Below are 12,565 nucleotides of genomic sequence, written 5' to 3' on the forward strand. Positions count from 1 at the left end.
CCAGCACAATGAACATCTGTCCAAGGGTTGATTTGTCAATATTTTCTAGCAACGCCTCTTAAAATAACCATGATGCAGAATCCTTACGCCGACTCACAAAATATTCTTGAGCAACTTCAACAGTTATTAGATGCGCCTCAATCAACCGAAGATACGATAGCAACAGCTCAGCATTGGTTTGACTCCATCAACAAGACCAAAACGTTTTTAGAGGATCGAGAACACCCTATCGCTTTTATTGGTAGTGTTGGCGTCGGAAAATCTTCCCTGATTGGCGTTGCCGCCAACCTTATTATCGGTTCACCGCCCAAAGACCGGGTCAGCTTAAAAAACAATTCGGTATTGGCTATTGGTTCCGGTAGGACGACTGTATGCGAAGTGCGAATTCGTCCCCATAGTCCAGAACATGACAAAGGCTTAATTGGCCTTATCCTTGACCCTTTTACAGAAGAGGAAATGGAAAAGGAAATCCAGCGTTACGCAGAAGATGAATGGCAACGCCGTCAATCGGGCGCGTTACGAAGTGGTGAAGACGATATAGATCCAACATCTCAAGAAGTGCAGCGAGCTATCCGTGGCATGACCGATTATCTTGAGCGTCAAGAATCTTATTTGGAAGCGGGTGTTAGAAAACGCCGCATTGTTCGCCCATTGGATACGGCTATCGCAAATTTCGACTCAGCTAATGCGTTTGCTAAACATTTAGTTGAACGGGCTAACTTGTCCGAACGGATTCGCACAGTGTGGTGGTGGGATAAAGCGACTATAGAAAACTTCAAAGCATTAAAAAATTGTTTTGCGGACATAAACTTAGGTACTGAACACTCAGCAATGTTACCTCAGAGAATGACTTTAGTCGTTCCCGAATCGCTCCCTGGCAGTCAAGCTGGATTGAATCTAACGCTTATCGACACACGAGGATTAGACGGTGTTGTCGAATCGCGTGAAGACCTGCAAAAGCTTCTACGTGATCCCCGCGCTTTATTGGTTTTATGTGCGTCTTTCAAGAATGCGCCGGGAGATACTGAGCGCGCTATATTACGCTCCTTATCCAACGATGCCCAATTACGTGAAGCCATACCTCGAACACTATTGCTTTTATTAGATTTCGGCGACGCAGAGCAGGTCAACGGGGCGGATGGTGATCGGGAATACGGACAAGAACTAAAGATAGACGAGTGCCATATTGCATTAGATGGCAGCGGTTTACTCCGAACCATTAATAAAACACAAATTATTGCATTTGACGTATTAAAAGACGAACGCCACCAACTTTTGGCAGCCATTGATAATGGTTTAATCCAACTTCGAGAAACTGTTGATAGGCAATTACGCGAACAGATTGAAGATGCAAAACTATTCCTCGAAAGAAAAGCTGACGAATTACGACCAAGATTACGCCAATTGGTCGATGAGCAGCTTAAAGGGATTATGGCGCAACATTTACCTATCGACACTCCATTACGTAATCCGTTAGCGGGTTTATATCGAGCCATTGATTACACCCGTTGGGCTTCGGTTATCAATGCGACGTGTCGGCGTAACGGGACATATTCTCGCCTCAATCTTTATTCAGCCATTGAGGCTGAAGCATCAAGGGCTGCGACATTCTGGCTAGACGACTTAATCAATGCGATTAGCAATAAACTGGACGCACTTGAACAAGACCCTACATTTGAAAAAATTGGTGATGATATTCGCCTAAGAAAAATGCTTTATCAGGATGCACAATTTCAGGTGATCAGTAACTATGCGGAAACCATTCACGACCAAGTCGCACATGAACTAATAAATGATCCTATTTGGATGGTTTGCCAAAAAGAATGGGGGCGTGGAAGCGGTTTTAAAGAAAGAGTCATCAGCCATTTGGAAAACTGGTCACGCAAACAACAAAGGCTGACGGCTCATGAACACACCGATGCCGTTACCATCATTCCCTTGTTGAGCGAAGTATCCAGACCTGTACAAGCACCCAGTTTCACTATTTATATCCGCAATCTCCGTGCGTTACGCAGGGTTAATTGGACTCCAGAAACGCTGACTGTACTTATTGGTGCCAATGGGGCTGGTAAGACAACAGTGTTGCAAACGCTTAGACTATTGCGTTTAGCTTATGAACGGGGGCTACCCGAAGCGGTAAGCATAGTGCTTGGCGGTAGCAGCAATCTTCGCTCTTGGGGTATTGACGATGAAGAACCTATAGAAATTGGTTTGGATATTGATGATGTTAGTTGGCGAATACAACTACTTGAACACGAAGGTTCAGTTAGCCATTTGACCAATGAACGATTAACAGAACGAGATAGGGAGATATTTTCGCGCGATAGTTTAGGTGTTTTTTCTTATGGTGATGAGCGTATAGAACCGAACCAACAATTGGGTTTAAAGATGCTGATGGATAGAGGCGTGCATGAGCCTTCAGTTCGGACAATCGCAAGGTTTCTACAGCATATTTCGGCTTATCATGATCCAGACATTTGTACACTTCGTCGAGGCTCGCGGGTATCAGAAGATCGCTACCTGAACCCGCGAGGCAACAATTGCCTTTCTTTGTTACGACGTTGGTATCAGGACAAAACCAATAAATTCCGCTATGAGTTTGTAATAGAGGGGCTTTCCTATGCGTTTCCCAATACCTTTAAAGATATGGATTTCCAAGAGGCTGGCGATACATTGGTGGCGCGTATCTACCACCCTGGTAGCGAACTGCCCAGCCCTTTGTCTGATGAGGCCAATGGTGTTCTGCAATTGCTTATCTTGTTTTGTGAAATAGCGAATGCCGAAGACGAAAGCGTGATTGCGATAGATGAACCGGAGAATAGTTTACATCCTTATGCGCTACGCGAATTCCTACGACAAACTACCCGATGGGCTAAACAACATCATTTAACCGTCCTGTTGGCAACCCATTCGACAGTACTCTTGGACGAAATGACTGGTTATCCAGAGCAAATCTATGTGATGAGAAAACCGGACATTGGTGAAGATATGCCAAGTCGGCTTGACCAATTTTGTAATCGGGAGTGGCTGGAAGGGTTTAAATTGGGTGATCTCTACGAAGACGGAGAAATCGGGAGCAACGAGGACACGAGTACGGAAGATGGCACGGATTAAGCTGATCGTTACTGGAGATTTAGAGAAACTAGCATTATCGCAATCTCTAAAGAAGCATTTTCCAAGTACACATAATGGCAAAAACGTCATTTGGGATGAACCGCGAAAAACACATGGCGCAACAAGTTATCAGTTACAGCCACTAAGTGCTGGTAATTCGTTATCTAACCCAATGATTGAACTTGCAAAAGCCATGCTTGCCGAGGCTCTGGAAGGTAAGAAGAAAGGGCAAAACCCAGCCTTTAGTTATAGTCATAGACGATGTGGAACTTGGAAATTTAGGCCGGGAAAATATCATAGCCGAACACTTTCAGGCTGCGGTGAATAATGCTATCCAACTGAAGGCGAAAGGCATATCTGCCGAAGAAGCGAGGATTCGGATCGTCATTCGTGATAAATGCTCTTTCCATTTACTCAAGCCTATGGTGGAGGCCTATTTGTTTGGTGATGTGACAGCACTAAGACTGGTTGGTGTACCCATTGGAGTAAATCCTCATCTTGTCCATCAATCGGACGTTGAGGAGTTCGAAACCAATGATCCTAAATGGTTACCCATCTGCCACAAGGAAAACGCGATACAGCAAAATAATCACAACAAGACTTGGTGGCTTCACGAACGCCACCCTAAAGCTTATCTTGATTATCTGCTGCCTAAAGATTACTCCGAAACTACGCATGGGTCGCAGGCTCTTTCGGGACTCAATTGGCCTCAAGTACCAAAATGTCAACGTGATATTCCTATTTTTGGTTCGCTGTTTGAGGATGTTGCGAATTGGTTCAACATTCCAAACCCTATTAGCAGCGCAACCCATCCAGACTTTTATCCTGCAAGAACAGTGAACCGTAATAACTTATTACTTCGGAATATGTAACAGAAACATTCGATTGGATTGTTTGTAGCACACATCGAAATCTCAAATGTTGGATTATATCCTCTAGGACACACGCGTTATCGCTAACCCAACATCCAAATTCGCAACTCACGAAATATCATTAAGTTACTAAATATCGTAACTACTATCCTTCAAAAATCGCCTACCTATTTCCATTAAATTAATCAACACATTGATTTAATATACATTTTTTATATATCATCCAGATGGCAAGGGAATTGCAGGTTACCATCGGTAAGCACTATTCAAGGAGATTGCCCGCGATGAACCTCATCCTACGTCAGACCCGGATTATCATCCGCACAGTAGCCATGCGCTTGTGTGTAACGCCTTCGATGACGGGAGTTCCATCATGAGCCTTGATGACGACAACACCCGCACCGCTTGGGCGCCGCTGACCCACGACAGCCTTAACGCGGAACCGGCAGGCAAAAGCAGGTTAAACGCCAGCCAGTTTGTGTTGCTGAATGTCGCCTTGCTGCTGGGCAATGTGTTGGTGTTGTTCAATACCGGCGCGTTTGCGTCGATTAGCCTGCACGCCACCGGTGAACTGAGCGTAAGCCCTAGCCATGCCTCCTGGATTCAGACTTATTATTTCATCAGCCTGGCTATCGCGTTGCCGGTCAGTGCGTGGCTGGCAGCGCGTTTCGGCGAGGTGCGTTTGTATCTGGTGGCGATGCTGGCGATGGCTTTGGGTTCGCTGCTGTGTTCGCTGACCCATGAGCTGACTTGGTTTTTGCTGGGGCGGGTGGTGCAAGGATTTTTCGGTGGGCTGACGATACCGCTGTCGCAAACTTTGTTGCTGCGCGAATACCCGGAAGCGAAAAAAGCTTTCGGTATCTCGCTGTGGAGCATGGCGGCGCTCAGCCCGTTCACGTTCGGGCCGCTGCTCGGTGGCTGGATTGCCGACCAATTGGGCTGGCATTGGCTGTTCTATTTGAACGTGCCGTTGCCGCTGCTGTCGGCGGGGTTGGTTTGGGCTTTGCTGTTCGACCGCTTCCCCGCTATGCGCAGCCTGCGCCCATTCGACACGGCCGGTTTTATATTGCTGGCGATAGCCTTGGGCTGTTTGCAAACGGTGCTGAACCAAGGCCAGGATGAAGATTGGTATAACTCGGCATTCATTGTATTGATGGCGATTGCCGGGGTTTTGGCCTTGACCTGCTTCATTATTTGGGAGTTGGGCACACGTTATCCATTGCTGAATCTGCGTTTGTTCGCCCGCCGCAACTTCGCCATTGGCACGGTGGGATTGAGCGTGAGCTTTTTGTTGATGTACGGCCTGCTCTCCGTGTTGCTGGTGCGCTTGCAGTCGGTGTCCGGTTACACGTCTTTTCTGGCGGGTGCGGTGCTGGTGCCTTTGCTGTTTTTCGCCAAACCGATGGCAGGGTTTTTCCATTTGATCGTGCACCGCTACGATGCCCGCTTGCTGGTCTGCTTGAACATGCTGGCGTTTGCGTGGTTTTGCTATCTGACCAGCAGCTATGATTTTTTCCAGCGCAACAGTTGGTTCACCAACACATTGTGGTCGCAGCTTTTGGAAGGTTTTTGCTTAGGGGGCTTGTTCGTGCCGATGACGACGCTGTTTTTGTCCGGCCTTAGGCCAAAACGCCAAACCCAGGCCGTGGAATTGGGCGGGATGTTACGCATATTGGGTGGTAGCGTGGCGTCGCCGCTGTTAGGCGTGCTTTGGGAACGGCGGGCGGCATTTCACCAAAGCCATTTGGCGGAAACGCTCACGGCTTACGATGCGTTCGGTCGGGCAGCGGTCGCCGGATTAAACACGGCTGGTTTTCACGGCCCGTTGGCGACCGCCAAGCTGGCGGTTGCGACGGGCCAACATGCCGCCATTTTGGGATTGGACGATATGTTCCGTTTGTCCATGTGGCTGTTTTTAGGGATGGCGGCACTGGTCTGGTTTGCCCATCCGGTACAACAGGCGCACCAGCCGACCCGGCAAGAGGAATTGCGTGAAACCGCCCTGGAAACGCTGGTGGAGGAACCTTGATGTCTATCGTTACCAGCCAAAATCCCAAGCAATGTCCACGAAAGACACAAAAAACACGAAGTAATAAAGCATTTTCGTGCCTTTCGCGTTTTTCGTGGACAGTCCCAAATATCAGTCCGTTGGTGATCGCTACCGCTTTGCTGATGAACGGCTGTGCCTTGTTGCCGGAGGATGGCGTCAGGGCCAAAGTAATGGCGATGCCGGATATGCAGCAAACCTTAAAACCAGACCAAGACGCTGAAAAATGGGTGCAAGCCTGGCCCGGGGCGCAGTGGTGGCAAAGTTTCCATAATACCGAATTGGCGCGATTGCTCAACCTAGCCTTACAAGGCAGCCCGACGCTTAAGGCCGCCAATGCCAGAGTAAGCCAAGCGGAAGCGATGGCGGATTATCGGGCAGCCGACCTATTGCCCGGCGTGGAAGCCAGGGCCGATTTCCATACCCGGCATTTTTCCGGCAAAGATTTCTACGGCCCCGCCGGAGACCATACGTTTACGGGGGCTTACGTCGATCCTTTCCTGTTCCGTTATCACCTGGATTTGTGGGGAAAAGACAGGGCGGCGTTGGAAGCGGCCTTGGGCAAGGCGCGGGCGCAAGCGGCGGAATTGGCGGTGGTTAGGCTTATGTTAAGCACTAGCATTGCGCGTGGCTATTTCCGCTTGTGTTCGGTTGAGGAAGAAATCCAGTTAAGCGCAGCGTTGACCGCCAATGCCGAAAAACAGCTACGTCTGGCTAAACAGCGTTGGGATAGTGGCTTGGATAGTCAGGATGGGTTCTATGCCAAGGAACAGAAGTTGGCGGTGGCGCATCAGCGTGAAGCCAGTTTGCACACCGAAGCCCAGCTATTGCGCAACCGTCTGGCTGCCTTGGCCGGACAAGGGCCGGACTGGGGTAAAAGCATAACCGTGACAGAAACCCGCTACGCCGAGCAATTTCCGATGCCGAAAAATTTAGGCTTAGGTTTGCTGGCGCACAGGCCGGATGTGGCGGCGGCGTTGTGGCAGGTCGAAGCCGCCGCACAGACGATGAAAATCGCCAAAACCAATTTTTATCCCGACGTCAACCTGGTCGGCTTTACCGGCCTACGCAGCCTGGATTTGAAAGATTTGTTCGCTTCCCAAGGCGCGAGCGTGGCTTATTCCATCGGGCCGACGGTGACGTTGCCCATTTTTGAAGGCGGACGTTTGGAAGCCGAGCTGGCGCATGAACAAGCGGGCTACGATGGCGCGGTCGCCAGTTACAACAACACCTTGCTGGCGGCTGTGCAACAAGTCGCCGACGCGCTCGCCCATTGGCGGGAAAGCCGGCTGCATGACCAAGCCCAAGAACGCGCCCTGGCAGCGGCGAAACAACAAGCCGGACTGGCCGCCACCCGTTACCAGGCAGGCATTAGCACCCGTGATGGCGAGCTGGATGCGGATGATAATTTGCTGGAACAACGCCTTAAACTCAGCCAGTTAGCGGCTGAACATCTCCAATCTGCGGTCCGATTGATCGAAGCCTTGGGAGGCGGATATGAACGTGAAGCAGGAGATAAACCGTCATGACAGACACAGAAAAAAACACCCACCATAAACTCAAAAGCATTCGCAAGGTGTTGAACGGCAAGGCCGGGCGGCGTCTGCGGCAATGGCGGGATAGGCGCACCCACCGCTTGCTGCTGGTGGGCCTGTTTGCCGCGTTGGCTGGGATGGCTTATCTGGCCTATTGGCAACAACATGCCAGCCATTTCGTCACCACCAATGACGCTTATGTCACCGGCAACGTGGTCGCGTTGAAGGCGCAAACCAGCGGCACCGTGGTTGATGTGCGCGTTGACAACACCCAATATGTGCACAAGGGCGATACGCTGGTGCGCCTCGATGGCTTGGCGGCGAAGGTCGCCCAAGAACAGGCGGAAGCGAATCTGGCGGAAACCGTGCGGCAAGTCGAAACGCTGTTTAGCGCGGCTGAAACTTTACGCCAAAAACTCGCCGCGCAGGAAGCGCCGCTGAACCGCAGCCGCCGCGATTTGCAGCGTTACCGCAATGCCGCGCATGATGGCGCGGTGTCCGCCCAGCAGATAGAAGACACCGAGTTTACGGTGCGTCAATTGGCAGCCGAAGTGCGTAAGACCCACGCCGAATTGGACGGTGCCGAGGCAATGATCCGTGGCGTCGCGCTGGAACATAACCCGAAAGTGCGGCAAGCCGCCAGCGCCCTCAAGCAAGCCTATCTGAACCGGGTCAGGCAGGGCATCGTTGCGCCGGTTTCAGGCTACATCGCCAAACGCGGCATCCAGCCCGGCGAACAAGTGTATCCCGACACGCCGCTGTTGGCGATTGTGCCGCTGGATTATTTGTGGATAGAGGCCAATTTTCTGGAAGACGATCTGACCGAGGTACAGCCCGGCCAGCCGGTTGAAATCAGCGTGGACCTGTATGGTTCGCAGCAGGTCTATCATGGCGAAGTGTTGGGTTTGGGTGCTGGCACCGGCAGCGTGTTCGGGCTGTTGCCGCCCGACAACGCCACTGGCAATTACATACACATCACCGAACGGGTGCCGGTCAGGATCAGCCTGGACGCAGACGAATTGAAAACCCATCCGTTACGGCCCGGGCTGTCGGCAGTCGCCCGCATCGACACCCGCAAGCCGGGGCGTTCGGTATTACAGCCGTTCACCGCAAGCCCGCCGGATTCTTATCACACCGAAGTTTATGACACACAGCTTGACGGAGCTGAAGCATTGATTGACAAAATCGTGCAGAACAACCGCTTTTCGGTTCGGTATTGATGCTCGGTACGCACAGCGTACCCCTGTACTTCAAACGGTCACGTTTTCGGTTTTTGCAATCCATCGCAGGGTACGCTGTGCGTACCTTTTAGATTGATTTTATGATGATTTTTTGAAGGCGCACACTGCGTACCCTACATAAAAAAACCGAAAACGTGACCATTCAGAGTATACATGCCGGGAAATCCAAATCCTTACTGGGAGGGAACACGTATCTGGGGCATAAAGGCATCCTGCCCGCCAGTTGCGGTCAAGATGACCGCGCTCCAAAAACCGAAAACCTTAATCACTAAACTGGGTTGCTTATCCCGCTCAGGCCTACAACTTTTGTGACAATACCCATTCGGGCATTTCAGTTACAAAAAATCAAGCCGAGGTGTTAAAACCCTGTTCCCGAAAAAGTTTAAGACAAGCATCAACCACATCGGCATTAAAACAAACGCCCCTTTTCAGGGAAATTTCTGACAGTGCCGCTTCAATCCCCAGTCCGGCGCGGTAAGGGCGATGCGACATCATGGATTCGATGACACTTGAACAGCTTCATCGGGATGGTGTCGGTCGAACCGTAAGGGTCGGCATAAACCAGCACATCGGCCTCCGCCTGACGGTAAGCTTCGATTTCCTTACGGAAAAAATCCGAGCATTTTTCCAGCAACAAATCGCGTACATCGGCAGGCCCCAGCATCAGCAGTTCCAGCCATTTTTCCATGCCCATCAGCAAGCAGTGCGGGCAGCGACATGGAAGCGGTGAGATAGGCACTGTTAGCACTATTATAAGTCCTGTTTTAAAAGTCGAATTTGCCTTCGAGGTTGCGCTATATGGCTCGAACGATGACACATAGCGACAGCACCCGTTATCTTGTAGTATTGGTGCGTATAGAGGGTGAATGCCTTTTTATTTGCGTTGTTTAAGGCCTGATTCGAAATGCTGGAATCTTTTGCTTTTTTGAGCAAAAACCTTGTCAAGCATTATTTTTTATTTTTACGCTGAATAGTTACCAATTTCTTTTCCAGATGAGGCTTTTTTCATACGGTTAATTTTAACGGCAATTAAAAAAACCGTGAACTATTGCATATTTGAAAACGGCCTGTCGGGTCGAAAAGCACACTAAAAAGGGCTTGATTCGACCTGACAAAGACTGATAGTGGCTAGATGAAAGGCATTCATATCTAAAATCAAACGAGCATATCTACCGTAAACGCGCTAAATACTCGAAAAAGGCTGTAATGGGGTAAAACGGAATAAGTCCCCTCATTATTGGGGGGAAATTCGCTAAATTGCGGTAGGTCATCGGTGATTTCATACCATGGTGCTTTACTGCCGAAGCAGCAGATGGTGCATCAATCAATGAAAATCCAACGTTTATGAAGGCGATTGCCACCCGTTTTCGACGCGGCTTTTGATGGCTTTGTTCATCGCCTCGAATCCCGCCTTGGTGCCCCCCTCCAGTTTGGCTTTAAAAAACCCGACCAACAGGCCGGAGAATTTTTCGCCGTGAATGAATTGCACCCGCCCTGGGGCGATAGGCACAATTTGGAAATAATGCTCACCATCAAAAACACCCGGCAGAAGAAAATGCCCCAGCCAACGCAGTTCTTGATTGGGCACGGCAAGCAATACCTTAGGACGGAAAGTCATCGGCTTGTCGCCTTCAGGCTGGACGGATACGCTCAGTTGTCCGCCGGTTTTGGCCTCGCCTTGTATGGAGCGGACAAACGGGTTCCACTGCGGATAAGCCGCGAAGTCAGTCAGAATAGCCCAAAGCGGTTCCGGTTCTGATGCGATTTCAATTTCAGTTCTAATTTCCAGCATGGGGTTCTCTCGGTTTATGGATTTTTCGGGATGGTGGTTTTGGATTATAGTAGGCCAAAGCAATGACAAAAGCCTAATTTTATCCGCCAATCCGCACGAGATGCCCATGTACCAACCCGCCCAATTCATCCAACCCAATATCGAGACCATGCACGGGCTGATGCGCCACTATCCGTTGGCGACGCTGGTGACGCTTGCCAGTGACGGCATCAACGCCAACCACATCCCTTTGCACCTCACTGACACACCGTTACCGTTCGGCACCTTGCGCGGCCATGTCGCACGGGCGAATCCGCTATGGCATGACCTGGATTCGGAGCTTGAAGTGTTGGCGATTTTCCACGGCCCCGATGCTTACATCAGCCCGTCTTGGTATGCCACTAAGCAAGAGACAGGGAAAGTGGTTCCCACTTGGAATTACGCCATCGTCCATGCCTATGGCACTGTGCAGGTGATTGATGATACCAGTTGGCTGCGCAGCCAACTGGAAGCACTGACCAACCAACACGAGGCGGCTTTTGCCGAACCGTGGGCGGTTGCCGATGCCCCGCTTGATTTCACGGAAAGGCTTATTGGCTCGATCATCGGCATTGAATTGGTGATAACCCGTTTGTCCGGCAAATGGAAAGTCAGCCAAAACCAGCCGCCGAGCAATCAGGCCAGTGTGGTGCAAGGGCTTAATGCCAGCGAACAAGCGGATGCGGCAAGCATGGCGGCTTTAGTAAAGGCGGGCGCGTAGTTTGATAGGGTTAACGCCATCCCCCTGTTTTATCACCCAGTCAAAACAGGGGATGGCGCTTTATGAATTCTGATCCCTTTACCAAGAGGAAACTATCAACTTCGATTGACGCCCAGCGATGAATATTTTTAAACGTGCATGGCTGCGTGACATTATCCATCGCCATGCCATCCCTCATAAGCTGTGGATGAAGGTAACCAGTAAACTTGTCTTGTTACACAACCTAACTGCCGTTGAAAAAGCCCACTTACGGGAACTCAGCACCTTGTTCTTGCATGAAAAAAACTTCGTTGGCGCACAAGGGTTGGATCTTACCCAAGCCATGACTGTGAACATCGCAGTGCAAGCTTGCCTGCCCGTATTGAAGCTTGGCTTTAAGCATTTGTCAGGTTGGACTGACGTTATTGTTTATCCGACGGCATTCCGTATTAGCCGGGATTCGGTGGACGCTGCTGGTGTTGTGCACCATGAGGAACAGGTTTTAGTGGGGGAGTCATGGTCTCGTGGACCGTTAATAGTGTCTTGGGCGGAAATTGAACAGGATGGCTTGGCAACCCATGCCGGGCGCAATGTCGTGATCCATGAAACCGCGCACAAACTGGATGTTTTGAACGGGCGCATGAACGGCTTCCCGCCATTGAATGCGGGCATGTCCGCACCCGAATGGACAGCGGCATTAAGCGAAGCCTACCAACACTTGGTCACCCGCGTCGGGCATCATCATGACACTGGCATCGACCCGTATGCCGCAAGCAGTCCGGCTGAGTTTTTCGCCGTTGCCAGCGAATATTTTTTCTGTTCACCAGAAACGCTACAAACCCAATTTCCTGAAGTTTATCAACAACTACAGCTTTATTACCGGCAAAATCCCTTGTTGCGTCAACCGTGTCGAATGGGATGAACAGCCACAATAACCGTTTATTCGTTGGCGTATTTTTTCTTGTGTAAATCAGCAACGGACTGGCCGGGGCTGGCACTATCTCCGCTAGGTGCGCGTACATCACCCTCAGAAAGATAAGTAAAAAACATCGGCATAAACACTAAAATTGAATAAATCGCGACCAACCCGGCAATTACCATCAAAAAATTGTAAATTAGTTGTTTAGTCCCACATTTAAATGGTTAGGATTAATAATAAAAATATCTGGTTTTTCATCATACCATTTTAGGACGGCATCAAAAGGGGTCTTACGTCCAACAGCCCTGAGTTTCAGGTTGAAGTTGT

General features: G+C 50.1%; 11 protein-coding genes. 8 read left to right on the top strand and 3 right to left on the bottom strand.

Annotation, left to right across the window (positions count from 1 at the left end):
• Positions 1-69 precede the first annotated feature (69 nt).
• The 6 genes from PHH59_RS14485 to PHH59_RS14510 all read left to right on the top strand — a co-directional run bounded on the left by PHH59_RS14485 (position 70) and on the right by PHH59_RS14510 (position 8,788).
• A complete protein-coding gene (locus PHH59_RS14485; RefSeq protein WP_300017669.1) occupies positions 70-3,114 on the top strand; it encodes an AAA family ATPase in 3,045 nt (1,014 codons plus the stop codon).
• A complete protein-coding gene (locus PHH59_RS14490; protein ID WP_300017672.1) occupies positions 3,101-3,442 on the top strand; it encodes a hypothetical protein in 342 nt (113 codons plus the stop codon). The genes PHH59_RS14485 and PHH59_RS14490 overlap by 14 nt, the downstream gene beginning before the upstream one ends.
• On the top strand, positions 3,435-3,986 hold the full coding sequence (locus tag PHH59_RS14495; RefSeq protein WP_300017675.1) for a hypothetical protein: 552 nt from the start codon (positions 3,435-3,437) through the stop codon (positions 3,984-3,986). Before PHH59_RS14490 ends, PHH59_RS14495 begins: the two co-directional genes overlap by 8 nt.
• A gap of 373 nt (positions 3,987-4,359) precedes the next feature.
• Positions 4,360-6,015 (top strand): DHA2 family efflux MFS transporter permease subunit, encoded by a 1,656-nt coding sequence (locus tag PHH59_RS14500; RefSeq protein ID WP_300017678.1) that lies wholly within the window; start codon positions 4,360-4,362, stop codon positions 6,013-6,015.
• 122 nt (positions 6,016-6,137) lie between these two features.
• Positions 6,138-7,562: an efflux transporter outer membrane subunit gene (locus PHH59_RS14505; RefSeq protein WP_300017681.1), complete on the top strand. Its 1,425-nt coding sequence runs from the start codon at positions 6,138-6,140 to the stop codon at positions 7,560-7,562.
• Complete coding sequence (locus PHH59_RS14510; RefSeq protein ID WP_300017684.1) at positions 7,559-8,788, top strand: HlyD family efflux transporter periplasmic adaptor subunit; 1,230 nt, start codon at positions 7,559-7,561, stop codon at positions 8,786-8,788. Before PHH59_RS14505 ends, PHH59_RS14510 begins: the two co-directional genes overlap by 4 nt.
• A gap of 475 nt (positions 8,789-9,263) precedes the next feature.
• Here the strand turns inward: PHH59_RS14510 and PHH59_RS14515 are convergent, their stop codons facing one another.
• Positions 9,264-9,497 (bottom strand): hypothetical protein, encoded by a 234-nt coding sequence (locus tag PHH59_RS14515; RefSeq protein WP_300017687.1) that lies wholly within the window; start codon positions 9,495-9,497, stop codon positions 9,264-9,266.
• Positions 9,498-10,151: 654 nt separating this feature from the next.
• Positions 10,152-10,601, bottom strand: a complete 450-nt coding sequence (locus PHH59_RS14520; RefSeq protein WP_300017690.1) for an SRPBCC domain-containing protein — start codon at positions 10,599-10,601, stop codon at positions 10,152-10,154.
• 106 nt (positions 10,602-10,707) lie between these two features.
• Here PHH59_RS14520 and PHH59_RS14525 point away from each other — a divergent pair, with 106 nt between their 5' ends.
• Together PHH59_RS14525 and PHH59_RS14530 are read left to right on the top strand one after the other, a co-directional pair.
• A complete protein-coding gene (locus tag PHH59_RS14525; protein WP_300017693.1) occupies positions 10,708-11,340 on the top strand; it encodes an FMN-binding negative transcriptional regulator in 633 nt (210 codons plus the stop codon).
• 118 nt (positions 11,341-11,458) lie between these two features.
• Positions 11,459-12,241 carry a M90 family metallopeptidase gene (locus PHH59_RS14530; RefSeq protein WP_300017696.1) on the top strand — a complete coding sequence of 261 codons (783 nt, stop codon included), beginning with the start codon at positions 11,459-11,461 and terminating at the stop codon, positions 12,239-12,241.
• A gap of 17 nt (positions 12,242-12,258) precedes the next feature.
• Here the strand turns inward: PHH59_RS14530 and PHH59_RS14535 are convergent, their stop codons facing one another.
• Positions 12,259-12,423 carry a hypothetical protein gene (locus PHH59_RS14535; RefSeq protein WP_300017699.1) on the bottom strand — a complete coding sequence of 55 codons (165 nt, stop codon included), beginning with the start codon at positions 12,421-12,423 and terminating at the stop codon, positions 12,259-12,261.
• Positions 12,424-12,565: the final 142 nt, after the last annotated feature.

Origin of the sequence: Methylovulum sp. (assembly GCF_028687615.1) — a bacterium.
GTDB lineage: Bacteria > Pseudomonadota > Gammaproteobacteria > Methylococcales > Methylomonadaceae > Methylovulum.

Coding starts and splice junctions, on each gene's coding strand:
- PHH59_RS14525 (WP_300017693.1), top strand. CDS start 10,708: ATGTACCAACCCGCCCAATTCATCCAACCCAATATCGAGACCATGCAC.
- PHH59_RS14485 (WP_300017669.1), top strand. CDS start 70: ATGATGCAGAATCCTTACGCCGACTCACAAAATATTCTTGAGCAACTT.
- PHH59_RS14490 (WP_300017672.1), top strand. CDS start 3,101: ATGGCACGGATTAAGCTGATCGTTACTGGAGATTTAGAGAAACTAGCA.
- PHH59_RS14520 (WP_300017690.1), bottom strand. CDS start 10,601: ATGCTGGAAATTAGAACTGAAATTGAAATCGCATCAGAACCGGAACCG.
- PHH59_RS14515 (WP_300017687.1), bottom strand. CDS start 9,497: ATGGAAAAATGGCTGGAACTGCTGATGCTGGGGCCTGCCGATGTACGC.
- PHH59_RS14500 (WP_300017678.1), top strand. CDS start 4,360: ATGAGCCTTGATGACGACAACACCCGCACCGCTTGGGCGCCGCTGACC.
- PHH59_RS14530 (WP_300017696.1), top strand. CDS start 11,459: ATGAATATTTTTAAACGTGCATGGCTGCGTGACATTATCCATCGCCAT.
- PHH59_RS14510 (WP_300017684.1), top strand. CDS start 7,559: ATGACAGACACAGAAAAAAACACCCACCATAAACTCAAAAGCATTCGC.